Source organism: Umezawaea sp., assembly GCF_036375055.1.
Lineage (GTDB): Bacteria > Actinomycetota > Actinomycetes > Mycobacteriales > Pseudonocardiaceae > Umezawaea.
In genome coordinates, this window is sequence record NZ_DASUSQ010000112.1 from 1 (window position 1) to 20668 (window position 20668).

Here is a 20668-nt window from a genome sequence, read left to right on the forward strand (position 1 = left end):
GAAGACCTTGCCCGTGCCACCGGTCGCGGTGACGGGCTCGCCGTCGGCGATCTCGCCCGTCGACAGGTCGTGGTCCGTGATGAGGTCGAGGACGTAGAACTCGTTGAAGAACTCGACGTCCTGCTTGACGCACTGCTGGTAGAGCGTCTGGAGGATCATGTGGCCGGTGCGGTCGGCCGCGTAGCAGGCCCGGCGGACGGCCGCCTCACCGTGGTTGCGGGTGTGGCCGCCGAACCGCCGCTGGTCGATCTTGCCCTCGGGCGTGCGGTTGAACGGCAGGCCCATCTTCTCCAGGTCGAGGACCGCGTCGATGGCCTCCGTCGCCATGATCTCGGCGGCGTCCTGGTCGACCAGGTAGTCACCGCCCTTGATCGTGTCGAAGGTGTGCCACTCCCAGTTGTCCTCCTCGACGTTCGCGAGGGCGGCGCACATGCCGCCCTGCGCCGCGCCGGTGTGCGACCTGGTCGGGTACAGCTTCGTCAGCACCGCGGTGCGGGCGCGCTGGCCGGACTCGATGGCGGCGCGCATACCCGCGCCGCCCGCACCGATGATCACTACGTCGTACTTGTGGAACTGCATTTCACGTTCTCCCGCAGCGCGTCAGTCGGTGATGTTCGGGTCGAAGGTGAAGATCACGAACGTGCCGAGGGAGATGATCAACACCATCGAGACGTAGAGCAGGATCTTCAGCCAGAACCGGGTGGCGTCCTTGCGGGCGTAGTCGTTGATCACCGTGCGGAGGCCGTTGCCGCCGTGGATCTGCGCGAGCCAGAGCATCGACAGGTCCCAGAACTGCCAGAACGGGGACGCCCAGCGGCCCGCGACGAAGCCGAAGTTGATGCGGTGCACGCCGCCGTCGAGGACGTTCATGATGAACAGGTGCCCGAGGACCAGCACCACGAGCGCCATGCCCGAGATGCGCATGAACAGCCAGCTGTAGAGCTCGAAGTTGCTGCGGCGGGCGGCGGGCCTGCGCGGCGCGCGCGGCTTGGCCAGGTCGAGTGCGTTCGACATCAGTTGCCCCCGAACAGGTCGGACAGCGTCCGCTCGATCATGAAGTAGGCGCCGGGCACCATGACGACGACCCAGATGCCGAGGGTGGCCCAGAGCATGCCGCGCTGGAAGCGCGGACCCTTCTCCCAGAAGTCGACCAGCATGATGCGGATGCCGTTGAGCGCGTGGTAGAGCACGGCGCCGACGAGGCCGATCTCCATCACGTTGACGACCGGGTTCTTGTACACCTCGATCACCGCGTCGTACGTCTGCGGCGACACGCGGACGAGCGCGGTGTCGATGACGTGCGCGAACAGGAAGAAGAAGGTGAGGACACCGGTGATGCGGTGGGCGACCCATGACCACATGCCCAGATCGCCGCGGTACAGCGTGCCGCCCCCTCGGGAGGTGCCCTCCCGCTCAGTCGCGGTGGTACTGGCCATGCGCAACGGCCTCCAACGTCAGTGGTGGTTGGTCTGTGAGCTCAACTATTGAGAAAGACCTTGACCATCCGATGCTAGACCTGTGAACACGAACGGACCCAACGGCCGCACCCGCTCTGTGATCGATGGAACACGCGGTCGTTCTTCTGGGTGACCTGGATCGATCCGCACGCTCCCGGCGTTCGCGATCGGGAATCCGAGCGGTCCTCGGAACCGGGTGCGGCGCACGGTGCCCGCGGGGCCGCGACCGCACGCCGCGGGCCCGCCCGGTCCGTGCGGGATCCCGCACGGACCGCTTCGGTGGCGGATTTCCACAGTTGACCTCCGGGAGGGGGCCGGGACCGCCGTTCCCCGTGCTCCCTGGCCACACCCGGAGACCGCCGGGTTACGTCGAGTGGCGAACGATGTCGATCGCATCAACGATTAGGTCACGTGCGAGCCCGCGTGCGTCCTGAGGTCGTTACCAGGGGGTACGGTTCGCCACTCGGAAGACCCGACGGCGTTGTTGTCGGGAGTGTCTGCTCGGTTGAGCAGGGAGGGAGACGAGCCGTGCGTCGTCGAATGCGGGGCATCGCGGTTGCCGCGATCGCGCTGACCAGCGTCATGTCGATGGCAGCGTGTGCCAAGGACTCTGGCAGCACCACCAGCAGCGGGGGTTCCAGCGGAACCGCCACCAGCGGCTGCAAGCTGGCCGAGAAGCCCCCGGCGGCCGCCGCGAGCAGCAGCGCCGCCGCCGACTCCGCCAAGGTGGACGGCAGCGCGCTCAAGGTCGGCCTGGCCTACGACATCGGTGGCCGCGGCGACGCGTCGTTCAACGACTCCGCCGCCGCCGGTCTGGACAAGGCCAAGGCGGAGCTGGGCCTCAAGGCCGAGAACGTCAAGGAGCTGACCGCGGCCCCCAACGAGGCCGAGGACGCGAAGCAGACCCGTCTGCGCCAGCTCGCGACGGACGGCTTCAGCCCGATCGTCGCCGTGGGCTTCGCCTACGCCGAGTCGCTGAAGGTCGTCGCCCCCGAGTTCCCGAACGTCAAGTTCGGCATCGTGGACGGCGTCGTCGAGGGCGCGCCGAACGTCACCGGCCTGGTGTTCGCCGAGGAGCAGGGCTCCTTCCTCGCGGGCGTCATCGCCGCGTACCAGAGCAAGGGCTGCCACATCGGCTTCGTCGGCGGCGTCAGCATCCCGCTGATCCAGAAGTTCGAGGCGGGCTACGTGCAGGGCGCCAAGAAGGCGGCCCCGGACATCAAGATCGAGCAGAAGTACCTGACCCCGGCCGGTGACTTCACCGGGTTCCAGGACCCGACCAAGGGCCAGGTCGTCGCGCAGGGCCAGATCGAAGCGGGCGCCGACGTGCTCTACCACGCCTCCGGTGCCTCCGGCAAGGGCGTCTTCGCCGCTGCCAAGGCGGGCGGCGCCAAGGCCATCGGCGTCGACTCCGACCAGTACAACCAGGCCACGGTCGCCGAGTCCAAGGACGTGATCGTCTCGTCCATGCTCAAGCGCGTCGACGTCGCGGTCTTCGACTTCGTCAAGGCCGTCGCGAAGAACGACCTGGCGAGCCTGCCGAAGGTCTTCGACCTGAAGGTGGACGGCGTCGGCTACGCCACGTCGGGTGGCAAGATCGACGCCGACCTGGCGGCGGTCCTCGAGGGCTACAAGGCCCAGATCATCGAAGGCAAGATCACCGTCTCGGACAAGCCGAGCAGCTGACGTCAGACTGCCGGTCGTGCTGGGCCCCGCGAGCACGTCTCGTGGGGCCTTGCACGTCGTAGTGGGAGTTTTCAACGATGAGCGGTTCCACCTCCGCCGACCTGCCGGCGGCCATCGGGGATCCCGAAGGCCCGCCCGCCGTCGTGCTGTCCGGCATCACCAAGCGCTTCCCCGGCGTCGTCGCCAACAGCGACGTCCACCTGAGCGTCCGAGTCGGCGAAGTCCACGCCCTGTGCGGTGAGAACGGCGCGGGCAAGTCCACCCTGATGAAGATCCTCTACGGGATGCAGCACCCCGACGAGGGCACCATCGACGTGGCGGGCGAGCGCGTCCACTTCCGCACCCCGGCCGACGCGATCAAGGTCGGGATCGGCATGGTGCACCAGCACTTCATGCTGGCCGACAACCTGACCGTCCAGGAGAACGTCGTGCTCGGCGCCGAGGCGCTGCACGGCATCGGCGGCAGGGCGCGCAAGCGGATCCTCGAACTCGCGGGCGACACGGGCCTGAACGTCGACCCCGGCGTGCTGGTGGAGAGGCTCGGCGTCGCGGACCGGCAGCGCGTGGAGATCCTCAAGGTGCTCTACCGCGGTGCCAAGGTGATCATCCTGGACGAGCCGACCGCGGTGCTCGTGCCGCAGGAGGTGGACGAGCTCTTCGCGACCCTGCGGAGCATGCAGGAGCGCGGCTTCACGTTCCTCTTCATCTCGCACAAGCTGGACGAGGTCCGCGCCATCGCCGACTCCGTGACGGTCATCCGCCGCGGCACGACGGTCGGCACCGCCGACCCCAAGGCGGTCAGCTCCCGGCAGCTCGCGGAGATGATGGTCGGCAGCGAGCTGCCCAGCCCGGAGACCAGGGAGTCCACGGTCACCGACCGCGAGGTGCTCCGCGTCGAGGGCCTCGCGCTGGTGGCGCAGGAGGGCACCCGGCCGGTGCTCGACGGCATCGACCTCGTGGTCCGCTCCGGCGAGGTCGTCGGCATCGCGGGCGTCGAGGGCAACGGCCAGACCGAGCTGGTCGAGACGATCATGGGGATGCGCCGGGCGTCGTCGGGCCACGTGGCCCTCGTCGACGCCGGGGGCGCGTCGCGCGACCTCACCAGGCTGGGCACGCTCGCCCGGCGCGAGGCGGGCATCGGGTACATCCCCGAGGACCGCCACCGCCAGGGCCTGCTGCTCACGCAACCGCTGTGGGCCAACAGGATCCTGGGCTACCAGACCCGCAAGCCCACCGCGCGGGGCGCCTGGCTCGACATCGCGGGCGCCAAGGAGGACACCCAGCGCATCGTGGACGAGTTCGACGTCCGCACGCCGGGCATCGACGTGGCCGCCGCCGCGCTGTCCGGCGGCAACCAGCAGAAGCTGGTCGTCGGCCGCGAGCTGTCCGGCGACCCCGTGCTGCTCATCGCGTCGCACCCGACCCGCGGCGTCGACGTCGGCGCGCAGGCGCTGATCTGGGACGAGATCAAGCGCGCGCGGGCCGCGGGCCTCGCCGTGCTGCTCATCTCCGCCGACCTGGACGAGCTGATCGGCCTGTCGGACACCATCAAGGTCATGCTGCGCGGCAGGCTCGTCGCCGACGCGGACCCGAACACCGTCACACCGGAAGACCTGGGCAGCGCGATGACCGGTGCGGGCAGCACCAGCGACGCGGTGGCGGAACTTGCCGTTGACGACTCAGTCGAGGAAGGCGAGCGCTGATGGGCAAGGTGCGCGGCAATCTGCTTCCGCCTGCGCTGGCGATCCTGTTCTCCGCTCTGCTGTGCGGAATCGCGCTGCTCGTCTCGGGGGCGAACCCCCTGAAGGCGTTCGGCGCGATGGTGACGCAGGTCGGCCAGGGGTCGACCGCGGTCGACATCATCAACAGCACGGGCACGTACTACATCGCGGCGCTCGCCGTCGCGATCGGCTTCCAGATGAACCTGTTCAACATCGGCGTCGAGGGCCAGTACCGGGTCGCGGCGGTCGTCGCGGCCGTGTTCGGCGGCTCGGTGGCGCTGCCGCCCGGCATCCACGCGCTGGCGATCATCCTGGTCGCCGCCGTCGCGGGTGCGGCGTGGGCCGCGATCCCGGCGATCCTCAAGGTGACGCGCGGCGTCAACGAGGTCATCTCCACGATCATGATGAACGGGCTGGCGCTCGGCCTGGCGGCGTACCTGATCCGCGACGACGTGTTCGGCGAGCTGCGGGGCAACAACATCCGCACGCCCGAGATCGCGTCGTCCGGCTGGGTGCCCGGCATCTCGCTCGGCGGCTCCGGCACGATCTTCGGCCTGGTGTTCCTGGCCGCGGCGCTGGGCATCGGCTACTGGGTGATGATGAACCGCACCCGCTTCGGCTTCGAGCTGCGGGCGTCCGGCGAGTCGTCCACGGCCGCCGCCGCGGGCGGTGTCAGCGCGAAGAAGATGATCCTGGTCGCGATGCTGCTCTCCGGTGCCATCGCGGGTCTGGTCTCGATGCCCGAGATCCTCGGCCGCGACCACACGTACAACCTGAACTTCCCCGCGGGCATCGGTTTCTCCGGCATCGCCGTCGCGCTGCTCGGCCGCAACCACCCCGGAGGCATCGCGTTCGGCGCGCTGCTGTGGGCGTTCCTGGACAAGTCGGGCCTCGCGTTGGACAACGTGGGCGTGCCGAGGGAGATCGTGACGATCATGCAGGGTGCGATCGTGCTGTCCGTCGTGGTCGCCTACGAGGTCGTCCGCCGCTACGAGCTGGCCGCCGAACAGCGGCGCGTCGGCCGACAGCTCGGCACCGCCGAGCCCGTGGGAGGTGCGGCATGACCGCGTTGACCGACGCACCGCTGACGTCCATCCCGCCGCAGCGCAAGAAGGCGCTGCCCGGCTGGGCGACGGGCATGATCGCGATGGCGGGCGCCATCGCGCTGCTGTCCACCACCTCGTACCTGACCGGCGTGCCGCAGCTGACGTCGTCCGGCACCATCCAGACCGCCGTCCGGCTGGCGCTGCCGATCCTGCTCGCGGGTCTCGGCGGCCTGTGGGCGGAACGCGCGGGCGTGGTCAACATCGGCCTCGAAGGCATGATGATCATGGGTACCTGGGGCGCGGCGTGGGCCGGCTACCAGTGGGGCCCGTGGGCCGCGCTCGCCGCCGCCGCCGTGTTCGGCGCGCTGGGCGGCCTGCTGCACGCCATCGCCACCGTGACGTTCGGCGTCAACCACATCGTCTCCGGTGTGGCGATCAACCTGCTCGGCGCGGGACTGACGAAGTACCTGTCCACGCTGATCTTCTTCCCGATCTCGAACAACCCGCGCGAGTCCCCGGCGGTGCCGAAGTTCGACACGTACTCGGCGGGGGGCCTGTCCGACTGGCTCAAGACGCTGGAGGACGAGCAGCGGGTGGCCATCTCCGACGTCGCGGGCATCCTGCGCGGCCTGATCACCGGCGTCTCCCCGCTGACGATGCTGGCGGTCCTGTTCGTGATCGGCAGCTACCTGGTCCTGTGGCGCACGCGGTTCGGCCTGCGGCTGCGGTCGTGCGGCGAGAACCCGACGGCCGCGGAGTCGCTGGGCGTCAACGTCTACCTGTACAAGTACGCGGCCGTGGTCATGTCCGGCGCCCTCGCGGGCATCGGCGGCGCGGCGCTCGTGCTGAACCCCGGCAACCCCGGCTACCTGGAGGGCCAGACCAACGGCCGCGGGTTCATCGGCCTCGCGGCGATGATCTTCGGCAACTGGCGTCCCGGTGGCCTGCTCGGCGGCGCGGCCCTGTTCGGCTACGCCGACGGCCTCCAGCTGCGCAGCGGCGGCAAGACGTTCCTCGCGCTCGTCTACGGCGCGGTGCTGCTGCTCGCGGTCATCGTGGTCTGGCAGCTCGTCCGCCGCCGCTGGTTCGCCGCGGCGGCGGGCATCGTCGCCGCGGGCCTGCTCTACGGCGTGTACTACAGCGTCGACGAGGTCCCGAGCGAGCTCACCGCGTACGCCCCGCACCTGGTCACACTGGTCGTGCTGGCCGTCGCGTCGCAACGGCTGAGGATGCCCGCGGCGGACGGCGTGGTGTACCGCCGTGGCTGAGGTCGACTGGGCCCTGCTGCGGGAACGGGCGGTGGAGGCCGCCCAGAACGCCTACTGCCCGTACTCCGGGCTCCAGGTCGGCTCGGCCGCGCTGTGCGACGACGGCCGGATCGTGGTGGGCTGCAACGTGGAGAACGCGGCGTACGGCGTCGGGCTGTGCGCCGAGTGCACGATGGCCGGTCAGCTCCGGCTGACCGGCGGCGGCCGCTTCGTGGCCGTGGCGTGCCGCAGCGGCGCGGGCGACCTGCTGATGCCGTGCGGTCGCTGCCGCCAGGTGCTGTTCGAGCTGGGCGGTGCCTCGTGCCTCGTGGACACCCCGCGCGGCGTGCTGCCGATGAGCGACGTGCTGCCCGACGCGTTCGGACCGGAGGACCTGCCATGAGCTTCAGCGCGGTCGACGTGATCCGGGCCAAGCGCGACGGGCACCGGCTCACCGACGAGCAGATCGACTGGGTCGTCGCCGCCTACACCAGGGGCGACGTCGCGGACGAGCAGATGTCCGCGCTGGCCATGGCGATCTTCCTCAACGGCATGGAGTCGTCCGAGACGGCCCGCTGGACCAGGGCGATGGTCCTGTCCGGCGACCGGCTCTCGCTCGACGTGGACCGCCCCACCGTGGACAAGCACTCGACCGGCGGCGTCGGCGACAAGATCACCCTGCCGCTCGCGCCGCTGGTCGCCGCGTGCGGCGCGGCCGTGCCCCAGCTCTCGGGCCGGGGCCTCGGCCACACCGGCGGCACGCTGGACAAGCTGGAGTCCATCCCCGGCTGGCGCGCCCAGCTCTCGCTGGACGAGATCGCAGCCCAGCTCTCGTCCACCGGCGCGGTGGTCTGCGCGGCCACCGAGGGCCTGGCCCCCGCGGACCGCAAGCTGTACGCGCTGCGCGACGTGACGGCCACGGTCGAGGCCATCCCGCTCATCGCCAGCTCGATCATGAGCAAGAAGATCGCCGAGGGCGCCGAGGCGCTGGTGCTGGACGTGAAGGTCGGCTCCGGCGCGTTCATGAAGACCCTGCCGCAGGCCAGGGCGCTGGCCGACGCGCTGGTGTCCATCGGCGTCGACCACGGGCTGAGGATCAGCGCCCTGCTCACGGACATGTCCGTGCCGCTGGGCGTCGCGGTCGGCAACGCCGTCGAGGTCGCCGAGTCGGTGGAGGTGCTGCGGGGCGGCGGACCGGCCGACGTGGTCGAGCTGACCGTGGCGCTGGCCGGGGAGATGCTGTCGCTGGCGGGGATCTCGGTCGACCCGGCCGAGGTCCTGGCCTCCGGTCGGGCGTACGAGACGTGGGAGCGGATGATCCGGGCCCAGGGCGGCGACCCCGACGCCCCGCTGCCGGTCGGCGCGCACAAGCACGTGGTCACCTCCCCCGAGGACGGCGTTCTGTCCACTTTGGACGCCTACGCCGTCGGGGTCGCCGCGTGGCGGCTGGGAGCGGGCCGGGCGCGCAAGGAGGACCCGGTGCAGGCGGGCGCGGGCGTGCTCTGCCTGGCCAAACCCGGTGACCGCGTGGAGCGCGGGCAGCCGCTGCTGGAACTGCGCACCGACACCCCGGACGCCGTGCCCTACGCTCTGGAGGCGCTGACCGGCGGCTACGCGGTGACCGACACCGCCACCACCCACGGACCGCTGGTGATAGACACCATTCGAGGCTGACCGTGGTTCCCCTGAGCACCGAACTGCGCCGCGCCCGCACGGCCTTCCTGTGCGGCTGCGTCGCACTGGTCGTCGGCGCGGCGCTGGCCGTGTACGCGGCGGTCGACAAGGCCGTCACCCTGCCGACCGCCGCCCTCCCCTTCGCCCTGGTGCTGATGGTGGTCGGCCTGCTGGCCGCCCTGCTCGGCAAGCGGGCGGAGTTGCAGGAGAAGAGGGCGAAGGGCGACCGCGAGTGGCGCGCGGCGGTGAGCCCGCTGCTGCGCCAGTGGCCGCTGCCCAAGGCCCGCGCCCTGTCCGATGTGGACTGCGGTGCCACCAGGACGAGGCACACGGACGGCGCCAACCCGTACGTCCCCCGCACGGCGGACCGCCCGCTCCGCTACGCGCTGGGCTCGCGCCGCTTCGTGCTCCTGCGCGGCGACTCGAAGGCGGGCAAGTCCCGCACCCTGGCCGAGGCGCTGCGCCACACCCACCCGGACGCCGACGTGGTGCTGCCCCGCGACACCAGGGCCGTCGCCGAGCTGTCCAGGCTGGAACCCCCGCTGCCGCTGGAGGACGCGGTCGTCCTGCTGGACGACCTCACCACCACCGACCTCGACCTGCTCACCACCGCCGTCCTGGACTTCTGGGCCACCAGGGCCGTCCTGGTCGGCACCATCACCACGTCCCGCCACGAGGCGGCCCTGCGCACCGGTTCGGACGTGGGCGCGGCGGCCCGCTCGGCGCTGGCGAGGGCGACGGTCGTGGACCTCCCGTTCGAGCTGACGGCGGCCGAGCTGGCGGCGGCGCGCGACGACTACCCCGACGAGCCGGGCTTCACGACCACGTCCGGCATCGGCGAGGTCCTGGTGGGCGGTGAGGAACTGGTCCGCAAGCTCCGCGCGGGCAGGCGCGACAGCCCGGCGGGCCAGGCCATCGCCCGAGCGGCCGTCGACGCCCGCAGGGTCGGCCTCGGACGGCCCGTCACCGAACCGGAGCTGGTCCGGCTGTTCCCGAAGTACCTCGAACGCATCACCGTGGGCGTGGACCCCACGGAGGACGTCTTCGCGGCGGGCCTGTCGTGGGCGACGACCCCCATCGCCTCCCAGGTGGCGCTGCTCCGCAGGGTCACCGGCGGCTTCGAACCGCTCGACTACGTCGTCACCGCCGAGGCGGGCACGCCCCTGCCGGAGGACACCGCCCCGGACCTGCTGGCGATCACCTCGCCCGCCGACGCCTACGGCCTGGCCGCGGCGGCCTACACCGCGGGCCGCCGCGACGTGGCCCGCGACGGCTTCCGCAAGGCGATGGAGCACCCGGAGTCGCTGCCCGCCGCGGCGTTCTCGCTGGCCATCACCATGGCGGACCAGGACGACGCCGCCGGAGCGGAACGCGCCTACCAGCAGGCGGTGGCCACGGAGGACCCGCTCTACGCATACCTGGCGGGCGTGAACCTCGGCTTCCTGCACCTGAAGCGGGGCGCCGTGGACGAGGCGGAGGCGGCCTTCGCGGCGGCGGCGAGCACGAGGCCGCTGGAACGCGGTCCACGGGCCCGCGTCGGGTTGGCCGAGGTGCACCTGGTCAGGAACCAGCACGCGGAGGCCGCGGCCCTCTTCCGGCAGGTGGCGGCCCTGGACGACCCGGCCACCACGCCCATGGCGCTGCGCGGGCTGGCCAAGACCCTGGAGGCGCAGGGGGACCGGGCGGCGGCGCAGGAGGTCTACCGCACGGCGGCGACCAGCGCCAACCCCGAACTGGTGGCCTGGGCGAAGGCGGCCCTGGAGTCCTGATCCGAGCCGCTTCCCGGCTGGGCGGCTGGGCTCGACGGCGGCCCCGCGCTCCGGGCCGGGGTGACCGTGGAGGTCGTGGGGCGGGACTGGCCTGCTCCCTGGTTGGGCGGTCGGGTTGCCGCGGAGTCCTGGACGGGATGAGGTCTCCGCTCCGGGCGGGCGGTTCGGCCGGAGCCGGGGCCGGGGTTGTCGCGGAGCCTTGAGGCGGAACGTGGCCTTCGGTCGAGCGGGACGGGCGGTTGTGCTGGAGCGCGGGGCCGTCGTGGAGTGCTGGAGCGGGGAGGGGGATCTGGTCCCCGACCGGGTCCTGTCGTTCCCAAGCCGGAGCGCGGGCGGGCGGTTGAGCCCTGGAGCGGCGAGGGGATCTGATCGCCGGCCGGGTCCTGCGTTCCCAAGCCGGAGCGCGGGCGGGTGGTTGCCGTTGGGGCTGTGACGTTCCGAATGCGGTGGCGTGCGTCACCCAGCCCTGGAATCGGCTCCGCGGCAAGCGAAAGGCCCGACCCCCGGTGCGGGAGTCGGGCCTTCGGCGTGGCGGTCAGGCGCCTTCGGCGGCCATCTCGTCGTCGTCCATGTGCTCCTTGCCGGGGGGCTTCGGACCGTTCTTGCGGGTCCGGCGCTGCGGCCTGGGCAGTGCGGTGGGCGGCGGGGGCGGGGTGGGCGAGCCGCCGCCGAGGATCAGCTCGGCGAACGTGGCCATGGCCTCGTCCAGCTGGCCGCCGATCCGCAGCTCCGACTCCTGGTTGCTCTTGCGCACCAGCGACGTCAGCGACTCGACGTCCGGACGGGCCGCCACGGAGCCCTCGACCTTGACCAGGCCCTGCTCGACCACGCCGGACAGCTCGCCGAGGCGCGCGGTGAAGTCGTCCTCGACCGCGTCGAGGCGGTTGGTCATGGTGTCGAGGCGCGAGGTGACCTGCTCCAGGCGCTGCGCGAGCGCTTCGAGGCGGTCGGTCGCGTCGACCTGGTCGCGGGTCTCCTCCAGGGCGGTGTGCAGCGCCTCGCGGGCCTCGTCCAGCTTGCCGTTGACCGTGCTGCGGGTGTCCGAGAGGGACGAGTGCAGCGAGTCGCGGGTCTCGGTGAGGGACGAGTGCAGGCCGTCGCGCGTGGAGTTGAGGTTGTCGCGGGTCTCGTCCAGGCGCCCGTGCAGGGCGTTGGCGGAGTCCGTGAGCGACTTCTGGAGGCCTTCGCGGGTGCCGTCGAGGTGCTCGTGCACGCCCTCGTCGACCTCGTCCAGACGGCCGCGCAGGGACGCTTCGAGGGTCTCGATGCGCTCGCGCAGCGGACCGGTGACGAGCGAGGGGAGCTGCTCGGCCTTCCCGTCCTGCTTGTCGAGGTGGCCGTCGAGGTCGTCGATGCGCTTGTGGATGTGCGCGAGCTTGTCCTCGAGCCCGTCCATCCGGCCCGCCACGCCCTCGAAGCGGCCCGCGACGCCGTCGAGACGGCCGTCGAGCTGCGCGAACGGCTTGGCGAGCTTGTCGACGAGCCCGTCGACGGCCCGGCTGATGCCCTGGACGGCGGTGTCCTGCGCCTCCAGCTTGGACAGCGCCTCGTCCAGGCGCTCGGCCAGCACGCTGACCTCGGTCCGGTCGGGCAGCTCGGACAGGCGCTTGCGAACGGAACCCAGCGACTCGAGCGGAGACATCCGCGCGTGGATCTCGTCCAGAGCATCGAAGATCTGCTGCTGCTCGCTCTCACGGATCTCCGCGGCGCGCGTGAGCATGTTGCGCATCCGGTCGAAGGACATCGTGGAGCTGGTGTTCTCGGTCACGGCTGAATGCCTTCGTCCAGGGGAGGGGGAGACTTCCGGGAGCCTATCCAGGTTGGGGCCCGAGTTTGTAGCACCCCCCGGCTCGGATCGCCCGGTTTCGCGGAGTGACTGCTCCATTAGAGTTAACGAACCGGAGGCTACTCGGTGGTAACTGAATGGAGCCAGACTACTCCTGCGCGTGAATCGCGACCGTGTGAGTGACTAAAGCCCAATTCGCGATCGCGGTCCGTAGCGCATCACGAGTGCGCAACGTCTTGCCGGCACACGACCGGGTTGTTTCAGGCGATCAAGGTAACGCGATTGTTGATCATAGGGCTTCCAAGATCGTTTGCCGTGCTGATCCCACGGCGTGTCGCCAGGTATAACGTGTCGGCCATGTCGACTCCCCTTGCCCTGGAGGCCATCCGCAGCGCGCCGAAGGTGCTGCTGCACGACCACCTGGACGGTGGCCTCCGTCCCCAGACGGTGATCGAACTCGCCGAGGCGTCCGGCCACCCCGGACTGCCCACCACCGACGCCGCACAGCTCGGCGACTGGTTCCGCGAGAACGCGGACTCGGGCTCCCTCGTCCGCTACCTGGAGGGCTTCGCCCACACCTGCGGCGTCATGCAGGACGAGGCCGCGCTGGTGCGCGTCGCCGCGGAGGCCGCCGAGGACCTGGCCGCCGACGGCGTGGTCTACGCCGAGGTCCGCTACGCCCCCGAGCTGTTCACCGAGCGCGGGATGCGCCTGGAGCAGATCGTGGAGGCCATCCAGGAGGGCTTCCGCCAGGGCGAGCGCACCGCCGCCGCGGCCGGGAAGCAGATCCGCGTCGGAACGCTGCTGTGCGCCATGCGCCAGAACGACGGCTGGCTGCCCTACGCCGAGCTGGCCGTGAAGTACCGCGACGCCGGTGTCGTCGGCTTCGACATCGCGGGTCCCGAGGCGGGCTTCGAGCCCACCCGCGGCCTGGAGGCGTTCGAGTACCTCCGCAAGGAGAACGCCCACTTCACCATCCACGCGGGCGAGGCGGCGGGCGTCGAGTCCGTGTGGGAGGCCGTGCAGATCTGCGGCGCCGAGCGCCTCGGCCACGGCGTCCGGATCGTCGAGGACATCGAGTTCGACGGCGAGCACGCCGAGCTGGGCCGGGTCGCGAGCTACGTCCGCGACCGGCGCATCGCGCTGGAGGTCGCCCCCACGTCGAACCTGCACACCGGCATCGCGAAGACGCACGCCGAGCACCCGTTCGACAAGCTGTACAAGGCGGGCCTGCGGGTCACCGTCAACACCGACAACCGGCTGATGAGCCAGTGCTCCGCGTCCGGCGAGAACGCCGCGCTGGTCGAGGCGTTCGGCTACGGCTGGGCCGACCTGGAGACGTTCGCGATCAACGCGATGAAGTCCGCGTTCATCCCGTTCGCCGAGCGCAACGCGATCATCGACGACGTGATCGTCCCCGGTTACGCGGCCCTCAAGGCCTGACGACGCGACAGGGCCCCCGCCGCGGCGGGGGCCCTGCCGCGGCGGGCCTAGTGGATGTTCAGCCGGTCCTCGAACGCGGCGGACAGCGTGCGCCACGCCGTGACCTCGGCCTCGAACGGCGCGCTGGGCGCGAGCCGCGTGGGGTCGGGCTTGAGCACGTAGGACACCAGCCAGCCGAGGCTCTCGGACTTGTTCAGCGCGACCTTCACGCTGTCGTCGTGCGCCCACTCGGCGGCGTCCTCGAACAGCTCCACCGCGAGGTCGAGCTGCGTCGGGTCGACCGCGTCCGGGCCGTCGGCGATGTCCTCGTCCAGGCCGGTCAGCACGTAGACGTTGTCCGGGTCGACGTCGACCTCCAGGTCGCCGCCGGTCGCCTTGACGACGATCTCCTGGAAGGTCGACACCTCGGCCAGGTCGTTGTCCTCGGCCTCGACCAGGAAGCGGGACAGCGCGCGCGGCGACGTGAACGCGTCGATGCGGCCCTTGCGGCCCAGGAACACCGGCTGGTCGTCGAGGTAGCAGCGCAGAGTGTAGTACTCGCCCTGGCCGGTGATGACCTTGATCGGGTCGATGCCGACCTCGGCCCAGAAGCCCGTCGGCTCGGCCTCTTCGTCCTCGTCGGCGTCGTCGTCCTCGGCCTCCGCGGCGGCCTGCGCCTCCTGGAGGATCGCGAGTTCCTTCTGCGCGCCCGCGAGGACGTTCTCGTCCACGTCCGGCGTCGTCACGACGCTGTCGATGGCGTCGAGGACGTCGTCCCACTTCTCGGCGATGACCTCGGACAGCTCGGTCCACAGCGCGGTGCCCTCGCGGCCGCTGAACGGCAGCGTGCCCTGCGGCAGGAGCGAGAAGCCCTCCGCCGAGTCCAGCACCTCGTGCACCTTCTCCAGGTCGCACACGTCCGCGAGCGAGCGCACGATCGCGATGACGTCGGCCAGCTCGCCGATCACCCACGTGTCGGGGTCGTCCGCGACCAGCTCGGGCACGCCGACGAGGTCGAACTGGTGGTTCTCGTCCGGCGAGAGGTCGCCGACCGACAGCGCGGGCACCGAGTGCCACGCCGGGTGGTCGGCCAGGTCGTGCTCCTCGACCTTGCGGACGAACGCCGCGAGGTGGGCGGCGTCGGGGAACGCGTACAGGTCCTCCTCGTGGCCGAGGAAGGCCTCCCACTCCTCACCCTCTTCACGCCAGCGGGGAGCCCACAGCGTGACCAGGTCCCCCTGGGTCAGCCCCAGTTCGATAGGGACGATGTCCTGCGCCATCAGACCTCCAGGTCACACCATGCCGTGCGGATGCGCGGCAAAGCCTACGGGGTGGATCAACGGCCGAAACCGCCGGTGCCGAACGGATCCGCGAAGTACGCGTCCTCATCGTCGTCCACCGGCGGGCGGGGCGTGCGGCCGGCCCGCGCGGGTGGAGGCGGGGTTGGTGCGAACGGCCGAGCGGGAGGCGCCTCGGTGGGCGCCTCGATCGTGCCGCCGTACGGCGGCTGCTCGGCGGGCTGGAACACCTGCCGCACGCCGCCGCGCTCGCGGAACTGCTCCGCGGGGCGCGGGGCGGCGGGTTCCCGGTGCCGCGAGGGAGGAGGGGCGTCGGTGTACGGGGCCCGGCCCGCGGCGTCGGCCGCCGTGCGGAACGGCGGCGGTCCGGCGAAGCCCTCGACGGCGATGGCCATGCTGTCGCCCAACGACTTCGCCAGCTCGTTGTACCCGCGCTGCACCGCGGCGTCGGTGGCCAGCCTCGCGGTCTCGACCACGAGCTGCCCGACGGCCCGAGGGCCGTGCCCGAGCGCGTGGGGGTGCAGCCGCAGCCACGTCAGCACACCGGTCGCCGTCGCCGTCGCGACCGCCATGCGGCTCGGGTGCTCGGCCGTTCCCGTGGAGTTCGCCAGCACCTCGGTCAACCGCTCCGCCGCCTGCCTGCGCTGCTCGGCGCCGTCGACCTCGTTCACCGGGACCACCGCTCGGGGGCGGGTTCCTCGGCCCCCGGCTCGAAGCCGAGTTCGGCGAGGCCGTTCGCGGTGCCGGGGTCGACGACGCGGCCCAGCGAGCGGTGCAGGCGGGCACCCGCGTCACGGGCGGCGCGCGCGGCGACGCGGACGATCTCGTCGGCCAGCGCGTCCGGGCCCATGCGCAGCGCGCCGGGCTCCAGGTTGATCTCGGAGGGTGCCGCGCCGGGCGGCGTGACGACGGTGACGGTCCCGTCCGCCGAGGTCGCCCGGCCCAGCACCGGGCCGCCGCGGGCCAGGTGGTCGGCGACCCGCCGCTCGGTCTCCACCACCCTCCGGTTCGCGCGGTCGACCTCCGCGCCGACCTGGTCGTCGAGATCACTCACGTGCCCACCCCCTTTCCGGTCAGTGTGCCGGAACGGCGGCCACTACGTTGGCCGCATGGTCGTGCTCCGGTCGGTTCTGCTGTTCGCGCTGGCCGCCGTCGCGGAGATCGGCGGCGCCTGGCTGGTGTGGCAGGGCGTCCGCGAACACCGCGGCTGGCTGTGGATCGGCGGCGGGGTGGTCGCGCTCGGCCTGTACGGCTTCGTCGCGACCCTCCAGCCGGACGCCCACTTCGGCCGGATCCTCGCCGCGTACGGCGGGGTGTTCGTGGCCGGGTCGCTCGCCTGGGGTGCGGTCGTCGACGGCTACCGGCCGGACCGCTGGGACGTCACCGGGACCCTGGTCTGCCTGCTCGGCGTCGGCCTGATCATGTACGCCCCGCGCTGATCAGGCCGTCGGCCGGTAGAAGCCGTAGAACTCCATGCCGCTGTTGCTGGTCCGCAGGTTGCCGACCTGGACGGGGTCGCCCGCCTCCACGATCTGGCCGTTGCCGATCACCATCGCCACGTGCCCGCTCCACACGACGAGGTCGCCGGGCAGGAGCTGGTCCGCGGGCACCGAGGCCCCCATCGCCTGCGACGACGCGGGCCGGGGCAGGTCGAAGCCGGCGCCCGCGTAGGCCCACTGGGTCAGGCCGCTGCAATCCGTGCCCTGCGGCGGGTTCGCGCCGCCCCACACGTACGGCGTGCCGAGCGCGGACAGCGCGTTGCGCACGGCCGCGGCGGCCTGCTCGTTCGGCGCCTCGGCGCTGCTGCCGTCCGGCAGGTTCACGCCCACGCCCGAGCCGGGCTGCGGCGGGATCGCGACCGGCAGCCGAGGACCGGTGCCGCCGCCTCCGCCACCACCTCCGCCGCCCCCTCCACCGCCGCCGCCGCCTCCGCCGGTGCCTCCACCGCCCGACCCGCCGCCGCCGGTCGACCCCGTGGCCGGGGGCGCGGCCGGGTCGCCGCCGGTGCCGGTGCTCGCGCTGGACGCGGACGTCGTGCCCTCGCTCAGCTCGATGCCGATCGGCTCGCCCAGCGCCTTCAACGCGCCCGTGTCCGGCTTCTCCAGCCCGTTCAGCTGCGCCACGGCCGCCGTCAGCTGGTCGCGCACCTTCTGGAGCTCACCCGCGGACCTGCCCTCGTACTCGCGCGCCTCGCTCGCGATCGAGGCCGCCACGGCGATCGAGGCGCCGGGACCGCCGAAGAGACCCGCGCCGACCGCCGCCGCCAGCCTCGGGGTCGCGTAGGAGATGAACTCGTCGATCAGGCCCTGGATCGCGGTGCGGCCGGTCGTCACCGCGCTCACGGCGCTCGTCGCCGCCGTCTGCGCGGTGGTGCTGTTGCGCGCCACCGCCTGGAGGCCGCCGGACAGCGTGGCGACCCGCGACTGGAACGTGTTCGCCTTGTCGCCGTACCAGGTGCCGAGCACCGCGTTGGCGGCTCCGGTGTGCCGACCGTCGATGTCGGTCAGCGCGGTGCTCGCCCTGCCGAAGGCGTCCGCGGCGCGCGTGGCGCCACCGGTGTCGCCCTCCAGCTTGGCGAGGTGGTCCCGCATCGGCTGGACCAGTGACGAGATGAACCCCGCGACGTCGACCACGAACCCGTTCTCCTGACTCAGACCTGGTAGCTGTGGTTGATGTCGTCCTCGGCCTGCGCCTGCTGCTCGGTGTAGGCGGTGCCCGCCTTCGACACCGCCGTGGCGAAGCCCGACAGGCCGGCCGCCGCCGCGGCGACGGCGTCCAGCTGGGCCTTCGCGGCCTGCTGGAACGCGGCCGACAGCCCGACCTCGCCGCCGAGGGCGCCGAACGCGTCGGCGGGCAGCGAGTCGACGCCGGTGAGCGTGGACGTGCCCACGGTCCCGAGTTCGGCACCCAGTCCCGCCGCGGTCGTGCCGAACGACGCCAGTGCGTCGGTGTCGACGCCGAAACCCTTCTCCACCACGACCCCACCCCTTTTCCACGATGTTCGACGGGCCCGCCCTCCCCGGCGTTCCCGCGACCCTGCTCCGGGAATCGTGCACCATCCGCCGCGGTGCCGTGTGGGCTTTCGACCAGCCGGTACGCCCCGATCGTGCCCCGATGGGCGGTACCACGCCGGACGCCTCGCCTTGATCATGGACACGTGGGTGTTCTGGTGCACTGGAAGCGGATAGTGGACTGGCTCGGAGAGCACGCCCCGGTAACCGGTTCCGAGTTGCGCGATGGTGAGGACCCGGCCGCGGTGCAGGCGCTTTCGCAGGAAACAGGACTCGTTCCACCGGATGAGCTCCGGACGTGGTGGTCGGTGTGCGGTGGCACGGAGAACCTGGCGTTCGCCGAGGTCCTCCCGCCGTTCTACACGCCGATCGGACCGACCGACGCGCTGCGCTCGTGGCGGCTGAAACGGGCGTTCTGGCCGTCCGGGCTCGACACCGAGGCGGGCACGCCGACCACGGGTTTTCACCCGATGTGGTTACCGATCGCATTCGACGGCTGCGGCGACGCGCTGGCCGTCGACATGCGTCCCGGTGTGCTGTCCGGCTGCGTCGTGGAGTGGGACCGGGAGTGCCACGAGATGGTGAAACCGGAGTGGACCTCCGTCACGGAGATGCTCGACCAGGTGGCGACGGCGCTGGAGCAGCGCAGCAGGCTCGGCCACTGCGAACCGCTCGTCACGCACGACGGGAGGCTCGACTGGCGCACCGGCTGAGCGCGTGGTCCGGTAGGATCGGGGTAGCTGAAACCGCAGCTCACGAGGCTTGAGGGGGTGGTGGCGTGGCCGATGTCCACGACGTGGCGGCAGCGCTGCTGGCCGCCACCGGGCCCGAGTCGCCGATGAAGCTCCAGAAGCTCCTCTACTACAGCCAGGCGTGGCACCTCGCCGGTCGCGGCACGGCGCTGTTCGACGCGCCGATCGAGGCGTGGAGCCGCGGTCCCGTGGTGCCCGAGGTCTACCGGCGGCACGTCGGCCTGACCGAGGTGCACTCGTGGGACGAGGGCGACCCGTCCCGGCTGGCGGCGGGCGAACGCGCGGTCGTGGAGTCGGTCGTCGAGCGGTACGCCGGGTTCAGCAGGCACGAGCTGAGCGAGATGGCGCACGAGGAGGAGCCGTGGCGCTCCGCCCGAGGTGCCCTCCCGGACTCCGAGCCCAGCAGCGCGCCGATCCCGCACGAGGCGATGCGGCGGTACTTCCGCAGGCTCACCAGCGACCCGGAGACGGCCGTGGCGGAAGCGCGGGCGTCGGTGGGGCTCGAAGGGCTCAGCGTGTCCACCGAGGCGCTGGAGGCCGCGCGCGCGGTCGTGCGCGGCGAGGTCGGGGCGGACGAGGCCGTGGCGCGGCGGATCGAGGCGCTGCTCCGATCGTGACCGCCGAGGATCCCTACCTCGATCCCGGCTCGAAGGTGCTCGTCAACAAGCTCGGCGTGGTCGACGCCGTGCTGTTGCGGCAGATCGAGGCCGAAGCGACGTTCCTGCGCGACGCGCAGCTCAAGGCCGTGGTGCTGCCCGGCCGGTTCGACCTGGCGCACCTGTGCGCGTTCCACCGCCACCTGTTCGGCGACGTCTACCCGTGGGCGGGGGAGGTCCGGCGGGTCGACCTGACGCGCACGGCGACGTTCGCGCACTGGGCGCACGTCGAGTCCTACGCGGGCGAGGTGTTCGGGCAGCTCCGGGAGGAGCGGTTCCTGTCCACCCCGGACGAGGAGCGCTTCCTGGACCGCTTCACGCACTTCTACGCCGAGGTGAACGCGCTGCACCCGTTCCGCGAGGGCAACGGTCGCGCGCAGCGGGCGTTCTTCCGCCAGCTCGCGCTGCACGCCGGGCGGCGGGTCGACTTCGGACTGCTGGACCCGGCCGAGTACAACGAGGCCTGCCGGATCAGCATGGTCGGCTCGACGGACCCGCTGCGCGGGCTCTTCGCGACCGCCGTGGTCCCCGGTGCTGACGGCTGATCATCCTGCGGGCGTACGCGCGCGGTCGGCCGAACGGCCGAGGGGACGCCCCCGCGGGGACTCTCCGACCGATGCCCGAGCACGAGGTCGGCTCATAGCGTCGAAGCATGACGAACGCACAGCTCGTGGCCATCGGGTGGGGACTGGTGGGCTTCGCGGCCCTGTGGCCGGTCCTCCTGCTGGCGAAGCCGAAGCAGCTGGTCACCGCCAGTGCCGCGCTGCTGTACTCCACCACGCTGGTCGGGTTGGTGCTGCTGCCGATCGGCGGGGCGGCGCCGGAGCAGGTGCTCCAGCCGGTGCCGTTCCAGTGGGTCGCCGACATCGGCGTTGAGCTGGCGAAGCACGGGCTGCCCGCGTCGCGGGCGCTGGAGACGCTCACGTTCCAGCAGGTGGTGCTGAACGTGCTGCTGTTCGCACCGCTGGGGTTCCTCGGTCGGTGGCTGTGGCACCTCGGTCCGATGAGGACGGTGGCGCTCGGCTTCGCCGTGTCGCTGGGGATCGAGACCGCTCAGCTCACGGCGGGGCACCGGATCTTCGACGTGGACGACCTGATGACCAACACCGCGGGCGCCGCTGCCGGGTGGTTCGCGGCGGCCGC

21 protein-coding genes and 1 pseudogene are annotated in these 20668 nt (G+C 71.8%); 13 read left to right on the forward strand and 9 right to left on the reverse strand.

The window, feature by feature from the left end; all coding sequences use genetic code 11:
- From VFZ92_RS28460 to sdhC, 3 genes are all read right to left on the reverse strand, one after another.
- Window positions 1-579, reverse strand: a 579-nt coding sequence (locus tag VFZ92_RS28460; protein ID WP_330879135.1) for an FAD-binding protein, incomplete at its 3' end; no start/stop codon positions are given.
- A 21-nt stretch (window positions 580-600) separates the two neighbouring features.
- Entirely contained in the window at window positions 601-1014 is a 414-nt protein-coding gene (locus VFZ92_RS28465; protein ID WP_330879136.1) for a succinate dehydrogenase hydrophobic membrane anchor subunit, read from the reverse strand.
- The gene (gene sdhC, locus VFZ92_RS28470; protein ID WP_330879137.1) at window positions 1014-1436 is read right to left on the reverse strand and encodes a succinate dehydrogenase, cytochrome b556 subunit; all 423 of its coding nucleotides are present in this window, start codon (window positions 1434-1436) and stop codon (window positions 1014-1016) included. The genes VFZ92_RS28465 and sdhC overlap by 1 nt, the downstream gene beginning before the upstream one ends.
- Before the next feature lie 561 nt (window positions 1437-1997).
- Here sdhC and VFZ92_RS28475 point away from each other — a divergent pair.
- The 7 genes from VFZ92_RS28475 (at window position 1998) to VFZ92_RS28505 (ending at window position 10600) form a co-directional block, all read left to right on the forward strand.
- The gene (locus VFZ92_RS28475; RefSeq protein WP_330879249.1) at window positions 1998-3143 is read left to right on the forward strand and encodes a BMP family ABC transporter substrate-binding protein; all 1146 of its coding nucleotides are present in this window, start codon (window positions 1998-2000) and stop codon (window positions 3141-3143) included.
- 77 nt (window positions 3144-3220) lie between these two features.
- Window positions 3221-4846 carry an ABC transporter ATP-binding protein gene (locus tag VFZ92_RS28480; protein ID WP_330879138.1) on the forward strand — a complete coding sequence of 542 codons (1626 nt, stop codon included), beginning with the start codon at window positions 3221-3223 and terminating at the stop codon, window positions 4844-4846.
- Entirely contained in the window at window positions 4846-5928 is a 1083-nt protein-coding gene (locus tag VFZ92_RS28485) for an ABC transporter permease (RefSeq protein WP_330879139.1), read from the forward strand. Before VFZ92_RS28480 ends, VFZ92_RS28485 begins: the two co-directional genes overlap by 1 nt.
- Complete coding sequence (locus VFZ92_RS28490) at window positions 5925-7178, forward strand: ABC transporter permease (protein ID WP_330879140.1); 1254 nt, start codon at window positions 5925-5927, stop codon at window positions 7176-7178. Before VFZ92_RS28485 ends, VFZ92_RS28490 begins: the two co-directional genes overlap by 4 nt.
- A complete protein-coding gene (locus tag VFZ92_RS28495) occupies window positions 7171-7560 on the forward strand; it encodes a cytidine deaminase (RefSeq protein WP_330879141.1) in 390 nt (129 codons plus the stop codon). The genes VFZ92_RS28490 and VFZ92_RS28495 overlap by 8 nt, the downstream gene beginning before the upstream one ends.
- The gene (locus VFZ92_RS28500; RefSeq protein ID WP_330879142.1) at window positions 7557-8831 is read left to right on the forward strand and encodes a thymidine phosphorylase; all 1275 of its coding nucleotides are present in this window, start codon (window positions 7557-7559) and stop codon (window positions 8829-8831) included. Before VFZ92_RS28495 ends, VFZ92_RS28500 begins: the two co-directional genes overlap by 4 nt.
- Window positions 8832-8833: 2 nt before the next feature.
- Complete coding sequence (locus VFZ92_RS28505) at window positions 8834-10600, forward strand: hypothetical protein (protein ID WP_330879143.1); 1767 nt, start codon at window positions 8834-8836, stop codon at window positions 10598-10600.
- 535 nt (window positions 10601-11135) lie between these two features.
- Here VFZ92_RS28505 and VFZ92_RS28510 read toward each other — a convergent pair.
- Window positions 11136-12329, reverse strand: coding sequence for a hypothetical protein (locus tag VFZ92_RS28510; protein WP_414720043.1), 1194 nt, complete (start codon window positions 12327-12329; stop codon window positions 11136-11138).
- 414 nt (window positions 12330-12743) lie between these two features.
- Here VFZ92_RS28510 and VFZ92_RS28515 point away from each other — a divergent pair, with 414 nt between their 5' ends.
- Entirely contained in the window at window positions 12744-13829 is a 1086-nt protein-coding gene (locus VFZ92_RS28515) for an adenosine deaminase (RefSeq protein WP_330879145.1), read from the forward strand.
- A gap of 47 nt (window positions 13830-13876) precedes the next feature.
- On the opposite strand, the gene VFZ92_RS28520 is transcribed toward VFZ92_RS28515, so the two are convergent.
- Genes VFZ92_RS28520 through VFZ92_RS28530 form a run of 3 tightly spaced genes read right to left on the reverse strand, consistent with a single transcriptional unit; the run spans window position 13877 to window position 16160 of the window.
- A complete protein-coding gene (locus VFZ92_RS28520; RefSeq protein WP_330879146.1) occupies window positions 13877-15088 on the reverse strand; it encodes a primosomal protein in 1212 nt (403 codons plus the stop codon).
- A 56-nt stretch (window positions 15089-15144) separates the two neighbouring features.
- Window positions 15145-15777 carry a hypothetical protein gene (locus VFZ92_RS28525; protein ID WP_330879147.1) on the reverse strand — a complete coding sequence of 211 codons (633 nt, stop codon included), beginning with the start codon at window positions 15775-15777 and terminating at the stop codon, window positions 15145-15147.
- Window positions 15774-16160, reverse strand: coding sequence for a hypothetical protein (locus VFZ92_RS28530; protein WP_330879148.1), 387 nt, complete (start codon window positions 16158-16160; stop codon window positions 15774-15776). Before VFZ92_RS28530 ends, VFZ92_RS28525 begins: the two co-directional genes overlap by 4 nt.
- A 55-nt stretch (window positions 16161-16215) precedes the next feature.
- Between VFZ92_RS28530 and VFZ92_RS28535 the strand changes: the two genes are divergently transcribed.
- The gene (locus VFZ92_RS28535; RefSeq protein ID WP_330879149.1) at window positions 16216-16545 is read left to right on the forward strand and encodes a YnfA family protein; all 330 of its coding nucleotides are present in this window, start codon (window positions 16216-16218) and stop codon (window positions 16543-16545) included.
- On the opposite strand, the gene VFZ92_RS28540 is transcribed toward VFZ92_RS28535, so the two are convergent.
- Window positions 16546-17739: a C40 family peptidase gene (locus tag VFZ92_RS28540; RefSeq protein WP_330879150.1), complete on the reverse strand. Its 1194-nt coding sequence runs from the start codon at window positions 17737-17739 to the stop codon at window positions 16546-16548. It abuts the gene before it with no gap.
- Between the two features lie 17 nt (window positions 17740-17756).
- The gene (locus VFZ92_RS28545; protein WP_330879151.1) at window positions 17757-18083 is read right to left on the reverse strand and encodes a hypothetical protein; all 327 of its coding nucleotides are present in this window, start codon (window positions 18081-18083) and stop codon (window positions 17757-17759) included.
- A 279-nt stretch (window positions 18084-18362) separates the two neighbouring features.
- On the opposite strand from VFZ92_RS28545, the gene VFZ92_RS28550 reads away from it, so the two are divergent.
- The 4 genes and pseudogenes from VFZ92_RS28550 to VFZ92_RS28565 form a co-directional block, all read left to right on the forward strand.
- Window positions 18363-18830 carry an SMI1/KNR4 family protein gene (locus tag VFZ92_RS28550; RefSeq protein WP_330879250.1) on the forward strand — a complete coding sequence of 156 codons (468 nt, stop codon included), beginning with the start codon at window positions 18363-18365 and terminating at the stop codon, window positions 18828-18830.
- Between the two features lie 65 nt (window positions 18831-18895).
- The gene (locus VFZ92_RS28555) at window positions 18896-19486 is read left to right on the forward strand and encodes a type II toxin-antitoxin system antitoxin SocA domain-containing protein (RefSeq protein ID WP_330879152.1); all 591 of its coding nucleotides are present in this window, start codon (window positions 18896-18898) and stop codon (window positions 19484-19486) included.
- Window positions 19483-20070, forward strand: coding sequence for a Fic/DOC family protein (locus VFZ92_RS28560; protein ID WP_330879153.1), 588 nt, complete (start codon window positions 19483-19485; stop codon window positions 20068-20070). The genes VFZ92_RS28555 and VFZ92_RS28560 overlap by 4 nt, the downstream gene beginning before the upstream one ends.
- A gap of 107 nt (window positions 20071-20177) precedes the next feature.
- Window positions 20178-20654: pseudogene (locus VFZ92_RS28565) on the forward strand (VanZ family protein); the annotation flags it as partial.
- Window positions 20655-20668: the final 14 nt, after the last annotated feature.